This is a genomic window from Cupriavidus sp. GW821-FHT07C08 (genome assembly GCF_059419025.1).
In genome coordinates, this window is record NZ_JBWKQZ010000033.1 from 28,280 (window position 1) to 50,671 (window position 22,392).

The following is a 22,392-nucleotide window of genomic DNA, read 5'->3' on the forward strand; positions in this document are numbered from 1 at the left end:
AGGTCTTCCCAAAGACCTCGTGCGGCCACTGCGGTGGCCGCAAGTTTTCTCTCCCGCCTGCCCGGCTGACCTCCTCCTCCTTCTCTCTTCGCCAGGCAGGCGTTTTTCTATTCCGTCGGCTCGTGACCGCGTCAGCGCGCAGGCATGCTTATGCCGAAGGCGGCTGCGTGGCGGTCGCGTCGTGTCCGGGTTCCGGCTGCGCGCGCGGCAACCTGCGCGCGATCGCTGCATAGAGCAGCGGCACTGTCAGCGTACCCAGCACCGTCGCACCCAGCATGCCGCCCAGCACGCCGGTGCCGACCGCCTGCTGCGCACCCGCGCCCGGGCCGGTGCTGATCGCCAGCGGCACCACGCCCAGCACAAAGGCCAGCGAGGTCATCACCACCGGCCGCAGCCGCTGGCGCGCCGCGCGCGTGGCGGCCTCCACCGCGCCCATGGTGCCCGCACCGCTGCGCCGCAACTGCTCGGCATATTCGACGATCAGGATCGCGTTCTTGGCCGCCAGCCCCATGATCACCACCACGCCCACCTTGAAGTAGACATCGTTGGGCATGCCGCGCAGCCAGATCGCCGTGGCCGCGCCCATCAGGCCGGTCGGCACGATCGCGATCACCGCCAGCGGCAGGGTCCAGCTTTCATACAGCGCTACCAGGCACAGGAAGATAAACAGCAGCGACAGCGCGAACAGCCACGGCGCCTGCGTGCCGGTCTGCTCCTGCTCGAAGGCGCGCCCGGTCCAGCGCACGTCGTATTCCGGCCCGAGTTCGCGCACCAGTTCGGCCAGCCGCGTCATGGCCGCGCCGGTGGTGTGGCCCGGCGCCACCTCGGCATTGATGCGCACCGAGCTGAAGCCGTCGAAGCGTTCGAGCGTGACCTCGCCGCGTCCCCATTCCAGCGAGGCGAACGCGGCCAGCGACACCATCGCGCCCTGTGCGTTGCGCACGTGCACGCGCGCGAGCTGATCCGGCCGCATGCGGAAGGGCGCGTCGGCCTGCAGGATCACGCGCCGCACGCGGCCCTCGCGCGCGACTTCGTCGATATAGCGCGAGCCCAGCGTGGCCGACAGCGTGTGGTGCACGGTATCGGCATCGACGCCGAAGGCCTCGGCCTTGCGGTAGTCGATCTTCAGATCCAGCGCGGGCACCGGCTGGCCGGTGGTGGCGCGCACCTCGCCCAGCACTGGGTCTTGCTTGGCGCGTTCGAGCAGCCTGTCGCGCGCGGCGAAGAGCGCCTCGCGCCCCACCGGCTGGCGCGCGACCAGGCGCATGTCCAGGCCACCGATGCTGCCCAGTTCCGGTAGCGCCGAGCTGTTGTACGCAAACAGCTGCTCCGCGCCGCGTCCCGGCCAGGTTTCCAGCCCGGCCGACAGCCGCTCCAGCACGGCCTGGGCCGTGTGCTTGCGCCCGCGCGCCTTCCAGTCGGTCAGGCCGATAAACAGGCTGGCGCGCTGCTCGCCGCTGCCGCCGCTGGACCAGCCCAGCACGGCAAAGCTCGAATGCACCGGGTAGTGCTCGTCGCGCATCCATTGTTCCAGCCCGGCCACCAGCCGGCGCGTGTCGGCCTGCGTGCTGCCGGCGGGCAGCTCGACATCGACCACGATCTCGCCGGTATCCTCTTCCGGCAGGAAGCCGCTGGGCATCTTCCACAAGGCGTAGCCGCATGCCAGCGTCAACGCAAGATAGACCGCCAGCCAGCGCAGCCGCCTGTGCTGCAGCGCCTGCACCCAGCCGGCATAACGCCCGGTGAAGGCGGCAAAGCGCGCATCGAACCAGGCCAGCGGCCCGCGCGCCGGCGCCGCGCTGTGGCGCAGCAGGCTGGCGCACATGGCCGGCGCCAGCGTCAGCGCAAAGAACAGCGAGAACGCGATCGACACCGCCAACGTCACCGCAAAGTGTCGGTAGATCACGCCCACCGCGCTGCCGAAGAACGCCATCGGCACGAACACCGCGCACAGCACCAGCGTCACCGCCACCAGCGCGCCCGAGACCTCGCGCATCGAGCGCGCCGCGGCCTCCATCGCGCCCACGCCGTCGGTGCGCATGATGCGCTCGACGTTCTCGACCACCACGATGGCATCGTCCACCAGGATGCCGATCGCCAGCACCACGCCGAACAGCGTGATCACGTTCAGCGACAGCCCCAGCGCGTACAGGCAGGCGACCGTGCCCAGCAGCGACACCGGCACCACGATGCACGGGATCAGCGTCGCGCGCAGGTTGCCCAGGAACAGGTACAGGATCAGGAACACCAGCACCGTGGCTTCGACCAGCGTCAGCACCACGCGCGAGATCGAGGCCTGCACGAAGGTGGCGCCGTCATACGAGATCTCATAGTGCACGTCGCCCGGAAAGCCCTTGCTGGCGGCATCGAGCGCCGCGCGCACGGTGCGCGAGGTCTGCAGCACGTTGGCACCGTCGGCCAGCTTCAGCCCGATCGACGCTGCATTGCGCGTGTTGAGCGTGGAGCCGTAGCGGTAGTCGCTGGCGGCCAGCTCCACCCGCGCTACGTCGCGCAGCAGCACGGCCGAGCCGTCGGTGGCCGCGCGCACCACGATGCGCCCGAACGCCTGCGCATCGCTCATCGGCGCGGGCGGGCGCACGATCGCCTGGAACGGCTGGCCCGGCACCGCAGGCGCGGCGCCCAGCTGGCCCGGCGTCACGTTGCCGTTGCGCGCGCGGATGGCGGCCTCGACCTCGGCCGTGGTCAGGTTGAAGGCGTGCAGCTTGTCGGGATCGAACCAGATCCGCAGCGCGTACTCGGCGCCATACGGTTCGGCCTTGCCGATGCCGGGCAGGCGGCGCAGCAGCGGCAGCACCGAGCCGGCGGCAAAGTCGCCCAGCGCGGTCTCGTCCAGCTGCCCGCTGTCGGACACCAGCGACACGTACATGAAGGCGCTGCTGCTGGCCTGGTCGACATAGACGCCGCCGCGGCGCACCGCCTCGGGCAGCAAGGGCTCGGCCTGCGCCACGCGGTTGCGCACGTTGACCTGCGCCAGCTGCGGGTCGGTGCCCTGTCGGAAGCCCAGCGTCACCGTGGCGGTGCCGCCCTCGCTGCTGGAATCCAGGTAGAGCAGGCCGGGGATGCCATGCATCTGCTGCTCCAGCACCGCGGTGACGCGGTCCTCCACCGTGCGCGCGGACGCACCCGGGTAATCGGCATAGATGATCACCGTGGGCGGCGCCACCGCCGGGTACTGGGCGATGGGGATGCGGTTCAGGGCCACGAGGCCCGCTACCACGGTCAGGATGGCCAGCACCCAGGCAAACGCCGGGCGCTTCAGGAAAAACGACGCCATGTCAGGTCAGGGCTGGCACGGGCGCACGGCAAGTGAAGATCGGCCGTGGCTCCGGTGCGGTTGAAACGGAACGGCTTGGGTGTGGAGACGCCGCAAGGCTCAGCGGCAAGAGGCGGCAAGTCGCGGCAAAGCTGGGCCGATGTTGCTGATGGTGCCGATCTGGCCGCGGGGCGGGTCGCCTGTCGGTCAGCGGCCGCGTGGCCCGTCGACCGGGGCCGGCGTGCACCGCGGCGCGTGCAGGGGTCCTGTGGGGAGAACCCGGCGCTGCGGCAGGAAGGATCGATGAGGATTGACGCCGGCGACTGGCCGTCGCAATGCGGCCTTGCCGGCGATTATAGACAGGGAACAGGGTCCGGACAACGCAAACGTCACATTGCCGGCACCCCTCAGACGTCGGGGGTCAAGCCCGCGCTTACAGGTCGCGCGAGGCGAAGGTATCGCACTTGCGGATATCGCCGGACTCAATGCCGCGGCGCAGCCAGCGCACACGCTGCTCGCTGGAGCCATGGGTAAAGGCCTCCGGCACGACATAGCCCTGCGACTGGCGCTGCAGCCGGTCGTCGCCGATCGCGGCGGCGGCCTTCAGGCCTTCTTCGACATCGCCAGGCTCCAGCAGCTGCTGGTTGGCGCGCTGCGCGGTGGCGGCCCAGACACCCGCCAGGCAGTCGGCCTGCAGTTCCATGCGCACCGACAGCTGGTTCGCCTGCGCCTCGCCCATGCGGCGGCGCGCGCTGTCGACCTTGTCCGATACGCCCAGCAGGTTCTGCACATGATGGCCGATCTCGTGCGCGATCACATAGGCCTGGGCAAAGTCGCCGCTGGCGCCGAAGCGCTGGCGCAGCTCGTCATAGAAGGCCAGGTCGATATAGACCTTCTGGTCGCCGGGGCAGTAGAACGGGCCCATCGCCGACTGGCCGGTGCCGCAGGCCGTGGGCGTGGCGCCCGAGAACAGCACCAGCGTGGGGGCTGCATAGCGGCGGTTCAGCTGGGTTTCAAAGATGTGTTGCCAGGTGCGCTCGGTGTTGCCCAGCACCTTGCGCGTGAACACCGTCATCTGATCCGTCGCCGGCGGGCGGTTCACCTGATGCTGTTGCTGCTGCTGCGGGCCGGAGCCTTGCAGCACTGAGGCGCCCTGCATGATCAGCATCGGGTCGATGCCGAAGAAATAAGACGCTGCCAGTGCGATGACGATCGTGCCGATGCCAATGGTCTTTGGCCCGGCGCCGAACCCGCCGCCGAATCCGCCGCGGCGGTCTTCAACGTTCTGGCTTTCGGCTTCGTCATCTAGGCGCATGGGGGCTCCGGGGGTAGGGGGAATTGCAGGGTGGGGGGGTGGCAATCAGTATAGCAATCTGGGGTTGGATGCTATTTTTGGTGCGATGCGGTCGGGTGTCGTTCTTGGCGGGCGTGGGCTGTTTCGCCGGCGTAGCCGGCGAAACAGCAGCGCGTGCCAAGGACGACACCCGACCGCATGGTAACCAAGACAAACAAAAAAACACCACCCACTCGCCCTGGAGACGGGCAACGCAGGCGGTGTGCGGCAAAACAAAGAAACCGGGTTTGCACCCGGTTCCGTCATGACCTGAACGTTCCGGGACGGGAACGAAAGCAGCGCTGTCAGGCCAAGGCAGCCACACGCGCAGCCGGTGCGGTTGCCACCGCGCTGGCGCCAACTTCAGCCACGCGCAGCAAGTTGGTAGTCCCGCCTTGCCCGAACGGCATCCCCGCGGCGATGGTGATCTGGTCACCCGGCACGGCATAGCCTTCGGCCACCGCCGCGCGTGTGGCGGCTTCGACCATTTCATCCACGCTCTGCACATCCGGGCTCACGGTGGAGTGGACGCCCCAGGCAATGGCCAGGCGGCGCGCGATTTCCAGGTTCGGCGTGATGCTGACGATCGGCGCGCACGGCCGCTCACGCGCGGCGCGCAGCGCGGTGGCGCCCGATGACGTGTAGGTCACGGTCGCCGCGGCGCCGATGATCTGCGTGACTTCGCGCAGCGCCGCGCAGATCGCATCCTGGCGCGTGTTCAGCGGGGTCTCATGCTGGGCGTCGAGCAGGTTGCGGTACAGCGGGTCGCGTTCCACCTCGGTGACGATGCGGTTCATCATCGACACCGCGGGCACCGGGTAGCGGCCGTTGGCCGACTCTGCCGACAGCATCACCGCGTCGGCGCCTTCATAGATGGCGCTGGCCACGTCCGACGCTTCGGCGCGGGTCGGCACCGGCGAGTCGATCATCGATTCCAGCATCTGCGTGGCGATCACCACCGGCTTGCCCAGCTGGCGGCACACGCGCAGGATGCGTTTCTGCACGCCGGGGACGCGCTCGGGCGGCAACTCCACGCCGAGGTCGCCGCGCGCCACCATCACGGAATCGGACACGCGCACGATCTCTTCGAGCTGCTGCAGCGCGGCCGGCTTCTCGATCTTGGACAGGATGCCGGCACGGGTGCCGACGATCTCGCGCGCTTCGACGATGTCGGACGGGCGCTGCACGAACGACAGGCCGATCCAGTCAGCGCCCAGCGCCAGCGCGAAGTCCAGGTCCTTGCGGTCCTTCTCGGTCAGCGCGGGGATGGGGATCACGGCGTCGGGCACGTTCACGCCCTTGCGGTCGGACAGCGTGCCGTTGTTGACCACGCGCGTGGTGATGGTGCCGGTGGTCACCGCTTCGATCGACAGGCGTACCTTGCCGTCGTCGATCAGCAGCGACTGGCCCGGCTGCGCGGCGGCGAAGAGCTCGGGGTGCGGCAGGTAGACGCGGGTGCCGTCGCCCGGGGTGGGATCGCTGTCGAGCACGAACACATCGCCCGCGCGCACCGCGACCTTGCCGGCGGCGAAGGTGCCGATGCGCAGCTTCGGGCCCTGCAGGTCGGCCAGGATCGCGATCGGGCGGCCGGTCTCGGCCTCGATCTTGCGCACGGCGTCGTAGCGCGCACGGTGGTCTTCGTGCGTGCCGTGGCTGAAGTTCAGCCGGAACACGTCGGCGCCCGCCTCGAACAGTTCGCGGATCACCGCGATGTCGGTGCTTGCGGGTCCAAGCGTGGCAACGATCTTCGCTTTGCGCTGGCGTCTCATGATGTCTCCTCTTCCATTCTCGGACGGCGCGCCACGTGGCGCGCCGGGTAATGCTGTTCAGGTGAACGACTGCTTCGGTACGGCGGTGCTGCGCTGACGACTGCAGGCCTACACGATCAGGATGGCGCGGAAGTCATTCACGTTGGTGCGGGTCGGACCGGTGACGATCAGGTCGTCCACGCCGGCAAAGAAGCCATACCCGTCGTTGTTGTCCAGGTGCGCGCGCGCCGACAGCCCGCGCGCGGCGGCGCGGGTCAGGGTGTCGGGCGACAGCAGCGCGCCGGCGTTGTCCTCGGAGCCGTCGATGCCGTCGGTGTCGCCGGCGATCGCGTGCACGCCGGCCAGGCCGTCGAGCGCCACCGCCAGGGCCAGCAGGAACTCGGCATTGCGCCCGCCGCGGCCCTTGCCGCGCACGGTCACGGTGGTCTCGCCGCCGGACAGGATCACACAGGGCTTGCTGAAGGGCTGGCCGCGCTGCGCCACCTGGCGCGCGATGGCGGCATGCACTTCGGCCACTTCGCGGGCTTCGCCCTCGATGCAGTCGGACAGGATGTGGGCCTCGTAGCCCAGTTCACGCGCGCGCGCGGCCGCGGCTTCCAGCGATTGCTGCGCGGTGGCCAGCGTCACGTTGCGGTGGCCCTCGAAGCGGGCATCGCCGGGCTTGGGCGTTTCGCCGGCGCCGCTTTCCAGGTGGGCGCGCACGTTGGCGGGGACTTCAATGCCGTACTTGGCGATGACGGCCAGCGCGTCGGCGCAGGTGGTCGCGTCGGGCAGCGTCGGGCCGCTTGCGATCAGGGTCGGGTCATCACCGGGGATATCGGAAATCAGCAGCGTCTCGACGCGTGCCGGGGCGCAGTGCAGCGCGAGCCGGCCGCCCTTGAGCGCCGACAGGTGCTTGCGCACGCAGTTCATCTCGCCGATGCTGGCGCCGCTGCGCAGCAGCGCCTTGTTGACGGCCTGCTTGTCGGCCAGCGTCAGGCCGGGCGCTGGCGCGGCCAGCAGCGCCGAACCGCCGCCGGAGATCAGGCACAGCACCAGGTCGTCGGCAGTCAGGCCCTGCACCAGTTCCACCATGCGTTGCGCGGCGCGCGCACCGGCTTCGTCGGGAACGGGGTGCGCGGCTTCCACCACTTCAATGCGCTGGCAATCGGCACCATGGCCGTAGCGCGTCACCACCAGGCCCGACAGCTCGCCTTGCCAGTTCGCCTCGACCGCCTGCGCCATCGCGGCAGCGGCCTTGCCGGCGCCGATCACTACCGTGCGGCCCTTGGGCGGCGTGGGCAGGTGCGGCGGCAGGCAGTGGCTGGCGCTGACGGAAGCGACCGCGGTATCGAACAGGTCGCGCAGCAACGCGCGCGCGTCGGACTGTCCGGGATGCGCTGCGGCGCGCTGGGGCGAGAGCAGGGCGGCTTGAGGTTCGGTGGCGAGCATGAAAAGTCCTGGTGCTGACGGGGAAAGCTAGTCGTCCCCGCAGGGCGGGGACGACGTGGTTGCTGCTTACTTGGCGATCTGGTGGTTAGACATGATCTCGATCGCGCGGCACAGGGCCGAATGGTCCTGTTTGCCAAGGCCGTTGGCGGCGCAGGTGTTGAACAGCTCCTGTGCGGTGGCGGTGTTGGGCAGTGCCACGCCCAGGGCCTTGGCACCCTGCAGCGCCAGGTTCAGGTCCTTCTGGTGCAGCTCGATGCGGAAGCCCGGGTCGAAGGTGCGCTTGACCATGCGCTCGCCGTGCACTTCCAGGATGCGCGAGGCCGCGAAGCCGCCCATCAGCGCCTGGCGCACCTTGGCCGGATCGGCGCCGGCCTTGGAGGCGAACAGCAGGGCTTCGGACACGGCCTGGATGTTCAGCGCGACGATGATCTGGTTGGCCACCTTGGTGGTCTGGCCGTCACCGTTGCCACCGACCAGCGTGACGTTCTTGCCCATCAGGTCGAACAGCGGCTTGACCTGGTCATAGGCTTCCTGCGGGCCGCCGACCATGATCGTAAGCGTTGCCGCCTTGGCGCCCACTTCACCGCCGGACACCGGTGCGTCCAGGTACGAGGCGCCCAGCTTGTTGATGCGCGCGGCGAAGTCCTTGGTCGCGATCGGCGAGATCGAGCTCATGTCGACCACGATCTTGCTGTGGCTGGCTTCCTTGCCGGCAGCCTTGAACGCGGCGGCCACGCCCTTTTCGCTGAACAGCACGGCTTCCACGTGCGGGGTGTCCGGCACCATGATGACGATGATGTCGGCACGCTTGGCGACTTCCTCGGCGCTGGTGCAGACGGTCACGCCTGCATCGACCAGCGCTTGCGGGGCCGGGTTGACGTCATGCACGAACAGCGTGTGGCCGGCGGCGCGCAGGTGGCCCGCCATCGGTGCGCCCATGATGCCCAGGCCGATGAAGCCGACGTTGCGTTGGTTTGCCATGTTGATGTCTCCTTGAATGAGATTAAGTCTGTCTTGGTTGGCGTAGGTGGTAACCCGTTACTGCACGCCGTGCTCGGCGCGCCAGCCCAGGCCGGCTTCGGTGGTGGTCTTCGGCTTGTACTCGCAGCCGATCCAGCCGTTGTAGCCGATCTCGTCCAGGAACTTGAACAGGAAGTGGTAGTTCAGCTCGCCGGTCCCCGGTTCATTGCGGCCCGGGTTGTCGGCCAGCTGCACGTGCCTGATCTTCGGCAAGTTGGCCTTGATGGTGTTGGCGATCTCGCCTTCCATCCGCTGCATGTGGTAGATGTCGTACTGCACGTACAGGTTGGGCGCATTGACCTGGTTGATCAGGTCCAGCGCCTGCTGCGTGCGCGACAGGAAGAAGCCGGGAATGTCGAAGGTGTTGATCGGCTCGACCAGCAGGTCGATATGCTCGGCGGCCAGCGCGCTGGCGGCGAAGCGCAGGTTTTCCACCAGCGTTTCCTGGGCCTGCTCGCGCTTGACGTTCTGCTGCTGGATGCCGACCAGGCAGTTCAGCTGGCGCACGCCCAGCACCTTGGCGTACTTGATGGCCTCGCCCACGCCGTCCTGGAACTCGCCAACGCGGTCCGGGTGGCAGGCAATGCCGCGCTCGCCCGCTTCCCACTTGCCGGCGGGCAGGTTGTGCAGCACCAGGTCCAGCTGGAAGCGGTTCAGGCGGTCAGCGATCTGGTCCGCGTGAAAGGCATAGGGGAAGAGGAATTCCACGCCGCGGAAGCCCGCGCGCGCGGCGGCTTCGAAGCGGTCGAGAAACCCCACTTCGTTGAACAGCATGGTGAGGTTGGCCGCAAGTTTAGTCATGAGTCTCTCCGGTTTAGTTGTGTTGTCGTTCTGCCGGTGCAGAACCGGTGATGCAGGGGCGCTGGATTTGCGCGGGCCGTAGCCCGCGCTTCCATGTTGGAATGGTGCTGCTTACGCCGTTTCCACTTCTTCCTTCAGGATCGCTTCCTCGATGTCCTCGAGGTCTTCGATCGGCTCGAACTCGTTGACGTTGTCGATCTCGGTGCCCATCGCGATATTGGTCACGCGCTCCAGGATCACCTCGACCACCACCGGCACCGAGAACTCGGCCATCAGGTCGCGCGCTTCGGCAAAGGCCGGGGCGATGTCTTCCGGCTTGAACACGCGGATCGCCTTGCAGCCCAGGCCCTCGACCACCTTGACGTGGTCCACGCCGTAGCCGTTCAGTTCAGGCGAGTTGACGTTGTCGAAGGCCAGCTGCACGCAGTAGTCCATCTCGAAGTTGCGCTGCGCCTGGCGGATCAGGCCGAGGTAGGAGTTGTTCACCACCACGTGGATGTACGGCACCTTGAACTGCGCGGCCACGGCCAGCTCTTCGATCATGAACTGGAAGTCGTAGTCGCCCGAGATCGCCACCACGTCCGAATCCGGCGAGGCGGTCTTCACGCCGATCGCGGCCGGGATGGTCCAGCCCAGCGGGCCGGCCTGGCCGCAGTTGATCCAGTGGCGCGGCTCATTGACCGACAGGAACTGCGCCGCGGCGATCTGCGACAGGCCGATGGTGCTGACGTAGCGCACGTCGCGCGGGAAGTACTGGTTCATCTCGCGGTACACGCGCTGCGGCTTGACCGGCACGTTGTCGAAATCGCTCTTGCGCTGCATGGTGCGGCGGCGCTTCTGCACGTCGGCCACCCACGACTTGCGGCACGGCAGGCGGCCGGCCATCTTCATTTCGCGGGCAACTTCGACGAACAGTTCCAGCGCGGCCTTGGCGTCCGACACGATGCCCAGGTCCGGGCCGAACACGCGGCCGATCTGGGTGGGCTCGATATCGACGTGCACGAACTTGCGGCCCTTGGTGTAGACGTCGACGCTGCCGGTGTGGCGGTTGGCCCAGCGGTTGCCGATGCCCATCACGAAGTCCGAAGCCAGCAGCGTGGCGTTGCCATAGCGGTGCGAGGTCTGCAGGCCGACCATGCCGGCTTGCAGCGGGTGGTCGTCGGCCAGCACGCCCCAGCCCATCAGGGTCGGCACCACCGGCACGTTGACCAGTTCGGCGAACTCGACCAGCAGGTCCGCCGCGTCAGCGTTGATCACGCCGCCGCCGCACACGATCAGCGGGCGCTCGGCCGCGTTCAGCATCGAGATGGCCTTCTCGATCTGGGCGCGCGAGGCAGCCGGCTTGTACGGCTGCAGCGGCTGGTAGGTGTCGACATCGAATTCGATCTCGGCCACCTGCACGTCGAACGGCAGGTCGATCAGCACCGGACCCGGGCGGCCCGAACGCATGATGTGGAAGGCTTGCTGGAACACTTGCGGCACCAGTGCCGGCTCGCGCACGGTCACGGCCCACTTGGTCACGGGCTTGGCGATCGATTCGATATCGACGGCCTGGAAGTCTTCCTTGTACAGGCGGGCGCGCGGGGCCTGGCCGGTAATGCAGAGGATGGGGATCGAATCGGCCCAGGCCGAGTACAGGCCGGTGATCATGTCGGTGCCGGCGGGGCCCGAGGTGCCGACGCAGACGCCGATGTTGCCCGGCTCGGCGCGGGTGTAGCCTTCGGCCATGTGCGAGGCGCCCTCGACGTGGCGGGCCAGCACGTGGTTGATGTTGCCCGACTTGCGCATTGCCGAGTAGAACGGGTTGATGGCCGCGCCCGGCACGCCGAATGCCGTGGTCACGCCTTCCTTCTCCAGCACGGCGATTGCCGCGTCAATTGCTCTCATCTTTGCCATGATCTTGTCTCCAGTGATGGTGTGAATTCCGTTGGAGTCGATCCTATTCCCGCAGGCGGGGTGGGATAAACAGAAGGGAGATCAGTTGATTCGATACCTGGGGTACGCAATATCGCCTTGGAAGCCCAATTGGACGGTCGGCGAGCGTACGCCGGAGTAGGCAATTGGATATGTGGTGTGACGGTACGGGCACGCAGCGCAGCGGTGGGTACGGGCCGGCGCCGGCGGGCCGCCGCAGCGCAGTGCGGCAAAATGGCGGGATTCCTCGCCATCCGGGCCGACCATGTATTCCAGGCTGCCGTCTACCTACGAACTGCTTGAAGCGCTTGCCGCCGCCCCGCCCGGGCCGGCCGCCGACCCTGCGGCGCCGGGCGGCCGCCTCGGGCGCGCGCTGTGGGTGGGCTTTATCGGGGCGCTGGTCGCGACCATCCTGAGCGGCGCGGCCCTGGCCGTCTGGCGGCTGTGGCTGAAGCACCCGGTGCCGCTGTGGTCGCTGCGGACCTTCGAGGCGCTGCTGGCCCTGTCGGCCGCCTGCTATGTCGGCGCCGGACTCACGCGCGCCGGCATCGTGCTGGCCAGGCTGCGCCATCCGCTGCGCTGGCAGGCCGCCGAGATGGACCGCCACAGCGTGGCCGAGGATGCGCTGCTGCGCCGGCTGGCGCGCATCCCGCCGCCGCAGCTGCAGGCACGCCAGCGGCGCGTGGTGTTGCAACTGCGGTTGTGGGAAGGTGCTGCGCGCACCCTGGCAATGCTGCTGGCACTGGCGCCGGCCGCGGCCGTGGTGGCCGCGCTGCCGCGTCATCAGGCCATGGCCGGGGCGCTGCTGTGGATCTACGGCGTGATGGTGGTGACCGGCGCGGCCTGCTACCTGTACCTGCACGTGCAATGCAGCCGCCCGCTGCGGCGGCTGGCCCATGTGCTGGGCGAAGCGGCCGAGATGAACGCGCAGGTCAGAGCGCGGGCGGCTCCGGGCGGCTGATTCCGCACCGGCGCCGGGTGACGCGGCCTGCCCCTGGCAGCGGCCCTGACGCGGCCATATGCGGATGCCGCGATCCTGCCCATCAGCCGCGCAGGGATGCCACATCCCCGGGGATGCCGCACAATGGCGCCCGGGAGACGAATATCCGATGGACAAACTCAAGCAAATCGAAGCCTTTATCGCCGTGGTGGAGCACGGCAGCATGGCGGCCGCGGCGCTCACGCAGAACGTGACGCCGGTGATGATCGGCCGCCGCATCAACGCGCTGGAAGCCCGCATCGGCGTCAAGCTGCTGCACCGGTCCACGCGCCGCATCGCCGTGACCGAGCAGGGCGCGGTGTTCATGGAGCAGTGCAAGAAGGCGCTGGCCGACCTGGACCGCGCCGAGATGCTGATTGCCGAAGGCAAGCACAAGGCCACCGGCCACCTGATCGTTTCGGCACCGGCGGCGTTCGGGCGCAAGCACGTGGCACCGCACGCGCCGGCGTTCCTCACGGCCAACCCGGAAGTGCAGATCTCATTCAACCTGACCGACCGCGTGGTCGACCTGGTGCGCGAAGGCTATGACGTCGGCATCCGCATCGGCGGCGCCATCGACCCGAACTTTGTCGCGATCAAGCTGGCGTCGAACAAGCGCGTGGTGTGCGGCACGCCGGCGTACTTCGCCAGGTACGGCGTGCCGCAGACGCTGGACGACCTGGCCCAGCACAACTGCCTGGCGTTCAACCTGCAGGGCGGCCAGCAGCGCGGCTGGTACTTCAGCCAGAACGGCAAGACCGTGACCGTGCGCGTCAACGGCAACCTGGACTGCAACGACGGCGAGCTGCTGCACCGCTGGACCGGCGAGGGCCTGGGCCTGGGCTGGCGCTCGACCTGGGAGATCCTGCCGCAGCTGGAGAGCGGCGAACTGATCACGGTGCTGGACGAATACGCGCTGCCGGACTACGACATCCTTGCCGTGTACCCGCAGCAGCGCCCGGTGCCGGCCAAGATCCGTTTCTTCATCGAGCACCTGAAGGCGCAGTTCGCGCGCCCGGGCTACTGGATGGACACGGCGGGCGGCAACTGAGGCCGCCGCCGAGCGCGATGCCGATCACAGCCTGGCTGGCCGACCTGGTGGTCATCGTGCATGGGCTGTTTATCCTGTTCGTGGTGGCGGGCGGCCTGCTGGCATTGCGCTGGCCGCGTGTCGCATGGCTGCACCTGCCAGCGGCGGCATGGGGCGTGCTGATCGAATGGTCCGGCTGGATCTGCCCGCTGACGCCGCTGGAAAACACGCTGCGCCAGGCTGCGGGGCAGGCGGGCTACAGCGGCGGTTTTGTCGAGCGCTACCTGCTGCCGCTGATCTATCCGGCCGGGCTCACGCCGGCGGTGCAGCTGTGGCTTGGCCTGGTGGTGCTGGTGGTCAATGTGGCAGTCTATGCGTTGTGGTGGCGCCGCCGGCGAGCCGCGCGGCACCACCACTGAGCGGCCTGCTTCAGCCCGCCGGCTCGAAGCGCGGCGCGCGCTTCTGCATATTGGCCAGCACTGCCTCGCGCTGGTTGGGCGAGCCGACCAGCCGGTCCTGCTCGTCGGACTCGGCCTGCAGGATGGCGGCATTGTCGCCGCGCTCCACCACCGCCATCAGGCGCTTGGCCGCGCGGATCGCATCCGGGTTCTTCTGTGCCACCTGGCGCGCGGCTTCCAGCGCCGCGGCGCGCGGGTCGTCGGCAAGGTAGGTGCCAAGGCCCAGTTCGCAGGCTTCGGTGCCGCTCAGCACGCGCGCGCTGTAGATCAGCTCGCGCAGCACGTCGGGGCGCACCAGGCCGCGCGTGAGCACCATGCCGGCCATGTCGGGCACCAGCCCCCACTTCATTTCCATGACCGACAGCCTGGTATCGGGCGCGACGTAGCGTACGTCCGCCCCCAGCGCCACCTGCAGCCCGCCGCCGAAAGCCACGCCGTGGACCGCGGCGAAGACCGGCACCGGCAGTTCGCGCCAGACCATGCACGCGTACTGCGGGCGATTGGACATGCCGTGGGTACGCTTGCCGAGGCGGCCCGCGCCGATGCTGTCGTTGTGGGATTCGCCGCCGCCGTCCGACAACATGCCCGCCATGCGGCCCATGTCCAGCCCCGCGCAGAAGGCGCGGCCTTCGCCGGACAGGACCACGGCGCGCAGGTCGGGCATGCGCGCCAGTTGCTCGCCGGTCTCGACCAGTGCGTCGAACATGGCCTGGTCGAGCGCGTTCATCTTGTCGGGGCGGTTCAGGCGGACATCGGCGACGCCGTCTTCGATGGTGACGAGGATACGTTCGTTGCTGCTGGCGCTCATGCGCTGGCTCCTTGTGATGCGGGTTCTCAACGGCCCTTGAACTGCGGCTTGCGCTTCTCCATGAAGGCGGCCACGCCTTCCTTGCAGTCATCGCTGCGGCTGGCGCGCGACTGCAGCGTGGCTTCCACTTCGAGCTGCGCGGCCAGGTCGTTGTCGAAGCTCTGGTTGAGGGCTTCCTTGATCATGCCGTAGGCCATGGTCGGCATGGTGGCCAGGTGGCGGGCCAGCTTGCCGGCCTCGTCCTGCAGCGCGTCGTCGGCGTGGACCTTCCACACCAGGCCGATGCGCTGGGCTTCCTCGGCATCGATCTTCTCGGCCAGGATGGCCAGCGCGCGGGCGCGCATCTCGCCGGCATAGCGCGGCACGAAGTAGGTGCTGCCGGCGTCCGGGACCAGGCCGATCTTGGAGAAGGCCTGCAGGAAGCTGGCCGAGCGGGCCGCCAGCACCACGTCGCCCGCCAGCGCCAGGCTCATGCCGGCACCGGCGGCCACGCCGTTGACCGCGGTGACGACCGGCTTGGGCATCTGGCGCAGCGTCATGATGATCGGGTGGTAGCGCTCGCGCAGCAGCGTGCCGGAATCGGTGATGCCATCCTTGCCGCGCGCGGCCAGGTCGGCGCCGGCGCAGAAGCCGCGGCCCGCGCCGGTGATCAGCACGGCGCGCACCGCGGCGTCGCCGGCGGCGCGCTCCACGCCCTCGCGCAGCTCGCGCATCAGGTCGCCGTTCATCGCGTTGAGCACGTCCGGGCGGTTCAGGGTCAGCGTGGCCACGCCTTCGCTGGCTTGATAGAGGACGGATGCCGTCATTGGGGGTCTCCTGGTCTCGTGGTCGGTATTCGGTACGGTGATTACTGCGGCTTCTTCAGCGCATCGGCCGAGGCGTCGCCCAGCTTGCTGCCGCCGTCGCAGTCGAGGATGGTGCCGGTGACGTAGTGCGCGTTGTCGCTGCTGAGGTACATCGCGGCATCGGCGATATCGTCCTTGGTGCCGTAGTCGCGCAGCGCCAGGCGGGCCTTGTAGCGCGCCTCCATCTCGGGCGTGGGCGCCAACCGGGCCATGCCTTCGGTGTCGGCGATCGGGCCGGGCGAGATGCCGTTCACGCGCACCCCGGCCGGACCCCATTCCATCGCCAGGCACTTGATCAGCATGTTGATGCCGGCCTTGGCGGCGCAGGCATGGGCCTGGAACATCATGGCGTTGACCGCCTGCGGCGCGGTGATCGCGATCAGCGACGCACCCGGCTTGGCCAGGTGGTCGAAGCTGGCGCGGAACACGTTGAAGGTGCCGAGCAGGTCGATGTCGACCACGGTCTTGAAGGCATTGGCCGACATGCCGACCACGGGCGCGAGGAAGTTGCCCGCGGCGCCGGAGATCACCACGTCGATCGGGCCCAGTTCGTCCTGGGCGCGCGCGAAGGCCGCTTCCACGGCGGCATAGTCGCGCACGTCGGCGGCCATGCCGATGGCGGTGCCGCCGGCCGCGGTGATGGTGTCGGCGGCGGCCTGGATGCGCTCGGCGGTGCGGCTGATCAGCGCCAGCTTCGCCCCGGCGCGCGCGAAGCCGTGCGCGATGCCGAGGTTGATGCCGGAGGAGGCGCCGGCGACGAATACGGTCTTGCCGACAAAGGCGTCGGCGCGGAAGGCACTGGGCATGGGAAGTCCTCTCGATCGATGGTCAGGCGATGCGGGCCGCAATCCGGCGTCAGGCAGGACCGCGGCGGGGCGAAATGCAGGGGAGGGCTAGCGCCGGCGGCGTGGCGGCACGGCAGGTATCGCGCGATGGCGCATGACGGTCTCCATGTATCTGTTCTGGTGTGCGTCCGCCCCGGGTGCTGCGAGGGCGGCGCCGGCCTCTGGTTCGGGCCTCCGGCATCCTAACCCGAAGCCGGAATTCGATTTCGCGTATCGCCGGCAATGCCCGCCACCGCGGACGCAACAATGGCGGCGCCGGGAATGCCGTCCGGGCGCTGCAACTAGCTGGCGGGAAAGGGAAAAACGGGTGCGGGACCGCGAGGCGGCCAAGCGGCGGGACAGGGCGCCATTCCGTAGCGCAAAACCCAGTCCTCAGAAAAAAGAAAGCCCGCACACCGTTGCAGCGTGCGGGCAGCCTTCCGACGATGAGGTGCCGGAAGGCGGAGTGCTCATGAAGTGCGCCCCCGCGTCTTCATGGCGGGGTCAAGTGTGCGCGCGGGCTGCAGGGGCCGCTTTGACTCACATCAAGTGGACGCCTACGCGAGCAGCGCGGTCACCAGGTCCTTGCCGCGCGACACCGGCGCGGTTTCCTCGAAATGCAGCGCACCTTCCACGTGGCCCAGGTGGTCCACCATCAGCGCGACGGCCCGCTCGACATCGCCGGCGCGGGCGGCCTCGATGAATTCGCGGTGCTCGTCCGACGAGCAGGCCGCGTCGCGGCGCGACTGGTACAGCATGGTGATGACCGCGCTGCGCGTCGACAGCTCGCGCATCATCTCGGTCAGCACGCCGTTGCCGACCACCTCGGCCAGCACGATATGGAAGTCGCCCAGCAGCCGGGTGCGCACCTGCGCATCGTTGCCCGTCAGCGCCTTGCGCTCGGCCGCCAGGTGCTTGTCGATGCGCTTGTAGTCGGCCGGGGTCGCCTTGGCGACGAACTCGCGCGCCAGCGCCGCTTCCAGGATGCGGCGCACCGCGAAGACCTCGCGCGCCTCTTCGGCGCTGGGCTTGGCCACGAAGGCGCCCTTGTCCGGCACGATCTGGATGACCTTGTCCTTGGACAGCATCAGCAGCGCCGCGCGCACCTTGGTGCGGCTGACGCGGTAGACACTGGCCAGGGCCTCCTCGCGCAGCTTGGTGCCGGGCGGCAGGCGGTGCGAAACGATGGCCGCGACTATGTCTTCGGCGATCGCCTCGGCGGTCATGTCAGGATCGATATGCTCGGGCATGGCAGCGCACTTGCGCAGAGGCTGCGCGGTTGGGGAGATGCGTGATTCTAGTCTACTGCGGCAGATGAATCGTCCCCGAGGGGCTGCGCAGCAAGGTCATAGGCTAGGCGCAAAGCGCAGCAATAGCACGGCTATTGCGAGCATTTGCAACGACGCCTACGGCCTTGAGGCGCAGTCCAGCGGGGGCGAGCTCATCTGATGCAGTGGACTACCGCCCTGGCACGGCGACCGGAGATCCGGCGTCCACGCCGTCCTCCGCCATCGCGGCCAGACCCGCATCCAGGTCGGTCGCTTCAATGGTGCCGTTGAGCACGCCATGGGCCCGTTCGCGGTCGATATCCTTCTCCCAGGCGGCCACCACCACGGTCGCCACGCAGTTGCCGATCAGGTTGCCGAGCGCGCGGGCAATGCCGATGAACCAGTCCACCGACAGCACCAGCACCAGCCCGATCGCCGGAATCGCCGGGTGCGCCGACAGCGTAGCCGCCAGGATCACGATGGCCGAGCCGGGGATGCCGTGCGCGCCCTTGGAGGTGACCAGCGCCACCGCCAGGATGCCAAGCAGGTCGCCCAGCGCCAGCGGCGTGTTGGTCGCCTGCGCGATAAACACCGCGGCCAGCGTCAGGTAGATCGAGAACGCATCCAGGTTGAACGAGTAGCCGGTCGGGATCACCAGGCCCACCACCGACTTCTTGATGCCCATGAACTCCAGCTTCTTCATCACTTGCGGCAGCACGCTGTCGGACGAGGCCGTGCCCAGCACCACCAGCAGCTCGGCGCGCAGGTAGCGGATCAGCTTGATCACCGAGAAACCGCACACGCGCATGATCGTGCCCAGCACCACCAGCACGAAGATGGCCACCGCGCCGTAGAACAGGAACACCAGGAAGCCCAGCTGCTTGAGCGAGCCGATACCGTACTTGCCCACGGTAAAGGCCACCGCGCCCAGCACGCCCAGCGGCGCCAGCTTGATGATGAAGCCCATCATCTTGAACAGCGTGTGCGAGAAGGTATCGATCAGCCTGACCAGCGGCCGGCCCGGCTCACCCACCAGCGACAGCGCGCAGCCGAACAGGATCGATACCACCAGTACCTGCAGCACGTCGCCATTGGCAAAGGCACCGAACACGGTATTGGGGATCAGCTTGAGCAGGAAATCGACGGTGCCCTGGTCCTTCACCTTGGTGGCATTGTCGATATAGCCGGCGATGGCCGACGCGTCGAGCGAGCGCGGGTCGACATTCATGCCGACGCCGGGCTGGAACACATAGGCCAGCAGGATGCCCAGCGCCAGCGCGATGGTGGTGACGATCTCGAAATACACCACTGCCTTGATGCCGACGCGGCCAACCTTCTTCAGCTCGCCCGCGCCGCAGATGCCGGCCACCACCACGCAGAACACGATCGGGCCGATCAGCATCTTGATCAGCTTGATAAAGGCATCACCAAGCGGCTTGAGCTTGGCGGCGAACTCGGGGAAGGCCAGGCCGAGTGCCGTGCCAATCACCAGGGCAATCAGCACCTGGCCAAACAGCGAACGGGTGAAGCGGGTATGCAAACGGGGCTGGGGGGTGCCGGGGCGGGGCTGCGAGGGAACTGCATGCTGCATGGTTGTCTCCGTACCGGGCCGGTCCGGCGCCTGTGCATTGGCTGGTGCTGGCTGGCCCATCTGATCCAGGAATCACCGGCGGCCCCGTACTGCTCTACTGGCGGGTGGCTGCCGGCCTTACGTTCCGTGCGGGGCTTCCGGGTCGGGAGCGCGCCACCTCGCGGATAGCCCCCCTGTTGAGGCGGAATCCACGCAATCGCCTGACCGGACCGGATTGTCCGCGGCAAATTGTCTGAACGTGGAAGCGAATATAGTGCATATCATTTTTGTATGCAATTTTTGAATTCACTGTGCTACCATGAATCGCACAGAATAGAGCTTCGGCCCGGGCGCCCCGCCCGCGCCGGCAGGCCTTGCGGCAGACACCGGCAGGCCTTGCCGGACCACCCGCCGCGGCGTTCACGCACTTCCAGCAGGAGACAACGCATGGCAGCAAATCCGTCGCCGTCCGCCGCAGAGACTGGCACGCGCATCATGGCCTGGGCCGACGCCCTGGCCGTCCACACCGAGCAGCCCGGCATGCTCACCCGAACCTACCTGACCGAGGCCCACCACGGCGCCGCCGCGCAGCTGACCGAATGGATGCAGCAGGCCGGCATGACGGTGCGGCGCGACGCCGCCGGCAACGTGATCGGCCGCTATGAGGGCACCACGCCCGACGCGCCAGCGCTGCTGACCGGTTCGCACTTCGACACCGTGCGCGACGGCGGCCGCTATGACGGCAACCTCGGCGTGATCCTGCCGACCGCGTGCGTGGCCGAATGGAACCGCCAGGGCAAGCGCTTCCCGTTTGCGATCGAGGTGGTCGGCTTTGCCGAGGAAGAGGGCGTGCGCTTCAAGGCCACGCTGCTGGGCAGCCGCGCCATCGCCGGCACCTTCGACAACAACGTGCTGGACAATGTCGACGACAGCGGCAAGACCATGCGCCAGGTGATGCGCGAGGCCGGTTTCGACCCCGCTGCCTTGCCCGCCGCCAGGCATGACAGCAGCCAGGTCGCGGCCTTTATCGAAGTCCATATCGAACAAGGTCCGGTGCTGCTCAATGAAAACCTGCCGGTGGGCGTGGTGACCGCCATCTCCGGCGCCACCCGCTTTATCGTCGAACTCGAAGGCCTGGCCGGACACGCCGGCACGGTGCCGATGGACATGCGCCGCGACGCCGCCATGGCCGGGGCCGAGATCGGCCTGTATATCGAGAAGCGCTGCGGCGGCAAGCCGGGCCTGGTCGGCACGGTCGGCCAGTTCAACGTGCCCAACGGCGCCACCAACGTGGTGCCCGGCCATGCGGTGTTCTCCATCGACATCCGCTCGGGCATTGATGCCGAGCGCGAGGCCGCCGCCAACGACGTGCTGGCCGAGATCGAGCGTGTGTGCGCGCGCCGCAACGTGCGCGCGCAAGTGCGCAAGACCCACGAGGCGAAGAGCGTGCCGTGTGCCCCGTGGCTGCAAGAGCAATGGGCCGCCGCGATTGCCCGCCAGGGCGTGCCGGTGCGCCATCTGCCGTCGGGCGCCGGCCACGACGCCATGGCCATTGCCGCCATCGCCGACGTTGCCATGCTGTTTGTGCGCTGCGGCAACGGCGGCATCAGCCACCATCCCACCGAAACCATGACCGCCGAGGATGCAGCCCTGTCCGCGCGCGTGTTCAGCGATTTCGTCGAGCACTTCCGCCTGCCGCAGTAAGCCAGCGCAGACTCCCCGGAACCCACCCGAACCCTCCTCCGTAGTTAAGAGAACAAGTCATGACCGCACGAGACAATATGAACCCCACTGAAACCACGCTGACGCAATTCATCGACCAGCACCGTCCGGAACAGGAAGCCTTCCTGGCCGAACTGGTCAAGGTTCCCTCGGACAACCCCGCAGGCGACTGCGACGCCCATGGCAAGCGCGCCAAGGAACTGCTGGAGGGCCTGGGCTTCACGGTGGAGGCGCACAAGGTGCCGGACGAGCTGGTGAAGGCAGCCGGCATGATCAGCGCCACCAACCTGGTCGTGCGCAAGCAGTTCGGCACGGGCGGCCCGACCATCGCCATGAACGCCCACGGCGACGTGGTGCCCCCGGGCCTGGGCTGGACCAAGGACCCGTACGGCGGCGAAGTGGCCGACAGCGAGCACGGCCCGGTCATGTACGGCCGCGGCGTGGCGGTGTCCAAGTCGGATTTCGCCACCTACACCTACGCCGTGCTGGCGCTGATGGAAGCCGAGAAGCAGGGCGCCACGATCAACGGCGCGGTCGAGCTGCAGTTCACCTATGACGAGGAAACCGGCGGCGACATCGGTCCCAAGTTCCTGCTCGACAACAACCTGAGCAAGGCCGACTACGCCATCTCGGCCGGCTTCTCGTATGGCATCACCTCGTCGCACAACGGCTGCCTGCACGTCGAAGTGACGGTCAAGGGCAAGCAGGGCCACGCCGCCATGCCGCACACCGGCGTGGACGCGATCGAAGCCGCCACCCACATCCTGCAAGCCATCTACGGCCTGCGTGCCGAGCTGGCCACGCGCAAGTCCAAGGTGCCGGGCATCGACACCGCCACGCTGAACGTGGGCCTGATCAAGGGCGGCATCAACACCAACGTGGTGCCTGACCTGGTGACCTTCCGCGTCGACCGCCGCATGATTCCCGAGGAAATCGGCTTCGACGCCGAAGGCGAGATCCGCGCCGTGGTGGAAAAGGCCGCCAAGGACCGTCCGGGCATCGAAGTGAAGGTCGAGCGCATCATCCTGGCCGAGCCGCTGTCGGAACTTCCGGGCGTGGAAAAGCTGATCGGCGCCCTGAAGAGCCGTGCCGAGTCCGTGTTCGGCGTGGAGATCCCGGTGCAAGGCGTGCCGCTCTACACCGACGCCCGTCACTACACCAAGCGCGGCATCCCGACCGTGCTGTACGGCGCCGGCCCGCGCACGCTGATGGAAGCCCGCGGCCATAACTCGGACGAGAACCTGCGCCTGAACGACCTGAACCGCGCGACCAAGGTGGTGGCGCTGGCGCTGTCGGATCTGATGAAGTAAGTCATTTCATTGAGCCGGACCGCCAATAGGCGGTTG

General features: G+C 68.1%; 17 protein-coding genes. 5 read left to right on the top strand and 12 right to left on the bottom strand.

The genetic code is table 11. The features are described from left to right. Positions 1 to 148: 148 nt before the first annotated feature. From AC07UK_RS31310 to gcl, 7 genes are all read right to left on the bottom strand, one after another. On the bottom strand, positions 149 to 3,295 hold the full coding sequence (locus AC07UK_RS31310) for a multidrug efflux RND transporter permease subunit (RefSeq protein WP_494688121.1): 3,147 nt from the start codon (positions 3,293 to 3,295) through the stop codon (positions 149 to 151). A 412-nt stretch (positions 3,296 to 3,707) separates the two neighbouring features. Next, complete coding sequence (ypfJ, locus tag AC07UK_RS31315) at positions 3,708 to 4,589, bottom strand: KPN_02809 family neutral zinc metallopeptidase (protein WP_494688120.1); 882 nt, start codon at positions 4,587 to 4,589, stop codon at positions 3,708 to 3,710. A 323-nt stretch (positions 4,590 to 4,912) separates the two neighbouring features. Further along, entirely contained in the window at positions 4,913 to 6,376 is a 1,464-nt protein-coding gene (gene pyk, locus AC07UK_RS31320) for a pyruvate kinase (RefSeq protein ID WP_494687638.1), read from the bottom strand. Between the two features lie 108 nt (positions 6,377 to 6,484). After that, positions 6,485 to 7,807 (bottom strand): glycerate kinase type-2 family protein, encoded by a 1,323-nt coding sequence (locus AC07UK_RS31325; RefSeq protein WP_494687637.1) that lies wholly within the window; start codon positions 7,805 to 7,807, stop codon positions 6,485 to 6,487. 66 nt (positions 7,808 to 7,873) lie between these two features. Then, positions 7,874 to 8,788, bottom strand: a complete 915-nt coding sequence (gene glxR, locus AC07UK_RS31330; RefSeq protein ID WP_078198250.1) for a 2-hydroxy-3-oxopropionate reductase — start codon at positions 8,786 to 8,788, stop codon at positions 7,874 to 7,876. 57 nt (positions 8,789 to 8,845) lie between these two features. Further along, entirely contained in the window at positions 8,846 to 9,628 is a 783-nt protein-coding gene (gene hyi, locus AC07UK_RS31335) for a hydroxypyruvate isomerase (protein ID WP_494687636.1), read from the bottom strand. 111 nt (positions 9,629 to 9,739) lie between these two features. Continuing rightward, entirely contained in the window at positions 9,740 to 11,524 is a 1,785-nt protein-coding gene (gcl, locus tag AC07UK_RS31340; protein WP_494687635.1) for a glyoxylate carboligase, read from the bottom strand. Between the two features lie 283 nt (positions 11,525 to 11,807). Between gcl and AC07UK_RS31345 the strand changes: the two genes are divergently transcribed. The 3 genes from AC07UK_RS31345 to AC07UK_RS31355 all read left to right on the top strand — a co-directional run bounded on the left by AC07UK_RS31345 (position 11,808) and on the right by AC07UK_RS31355 (position 13,970). Continuing rightward, complete coding sequence (locus tag AC07UK_RS31345; protein WP_494687634.1) at positions 11,808 to 12,503, top strand: hypothetical protein; 696 nt, start codon at positions 11,808 to 11,810, stop codon at positions 12,501 to 12,503. 148 nt (positions 12,504 to 12,651) lie between these two features. Continuing rightward, entirely contained in the window at positions 12,652 to 13,572 is a 921-nt protein-coding gene (locus tag AC07UK_RS31350; RefSeq protein WP_494687633.1) for a LysR family transcriptional regulator, read from the top strand. Positions 13,573 to 13,589: 17 nt separating this feature from the next. Continuing rightward, on the top strand, positions 13,590 to 13,970 hold the full coding sequence (locus AC07UK_RS31355; protein WP_494687632.1) for a DUF2784 domain-containing protein: 381 nt from the start codon (positions 13,590 to 13,592) through the stop codon (positions 13,968 to 13,970). Positions 13,971 to 13,980: 10 nt separating this feature from the next. Here AC07UK_RS31355 and AC07UK_RS31360 read toward each other — a convergent pair whose 3' ends face one another. From AC07UK_RS31360 to AC07UK_RS31380, 5 genes are all read right to left on the bottom strand, one after another. Beyond that, positions 13,981 to 14,817 (bottom strand): crotonase/enoyl-CoA hydratase family protein, encoded by an 837-nt coding sequence (locus AC07UK_RS31360; RefSeq protein ID WP_494687631.1) that lies wholly within the window; start codon positions 14,815 to 14,817, stop codon positions 13,981 to 13,983. 26 nt (positions 14,818 to 14,843) lie between these two features. Then, on the bottom strand, positions 14,844 to 15,623 hold the full coding sequence (locus AC07UK_RS31365) for an enoyl-CoA hydratase-related protein (protein WP_035816090.1): 780 nt from the start codon (positions 15,621 to 15,623) through the stop codon (positions 14,844 to 14,846). Positions 15,624 to 15,664: 41 nt separating this feature from the next. Further along, entirely contained in the window at positions 15,665 to 16,468 is an 804-nt protein-coding gene (locus AC07UK_RS31370; protein WP_494687630.1) for an SDR family oxidoreductase, read from the bottom strand. A gap of 575 nt (positions 16,469 to 17,043) precedes the next feature. Further along, positions 17,044 to 17,736, bottom strand: coding sequence for a GntR family transcriptional regulator (locus AC07UK_RS31375; protein WP_013958339.1), 693 nt, complete (start codon positions 17,734 to 17,736; stop codon positions 17,044 to 17,046). Between the two features lie 208 nt (positions 17,737 to 17,944). After that, on the bottom strand, positions 17,945 to 19,345 hold the full coding sequence (locus AC07UK_RS31380) for a C4-dicarboxylate transporter DctA (protein WP_041228234.1): 1,401 nt from the start codon (positions 19,343 to 19,345) through the stop codon (positions 17,945 to 17,947). 426 nt (positions 19,346 to 19,771) lie between these two features. On the opposite strand from AC07UK_RS31380, the gene AC07UK_RS31385 reads away from it, so the two are divergent. Beyond that, positions 19,772 to 21,028, top strand: a complete 1,257-nt coding sequence (locus AC07UK_RS31385) for an allantoate amidohydrolase (protein ID WP_436222909.1) — start codon at positions 19,772 to 19,774, stop codon at positions 21,026 to 21,028. A 59-nt stretch (positions 21,029 to 21,087) separates the two neighbouring features. After that, positions 21,088 to 22,356 (top strand): M20/M25/M40 family metallo-hydrolase, encoded by a 1,269-nt coding sequence (locus AC07UK_RS31390; protein WP_013958336.1) that lies wholly within the window; start codon positions 21,088 to 21,090, stop codon positions 22,354 to 22,356. Positions 22,357 to 22,392: the final 36 nt, after the last annotated feature.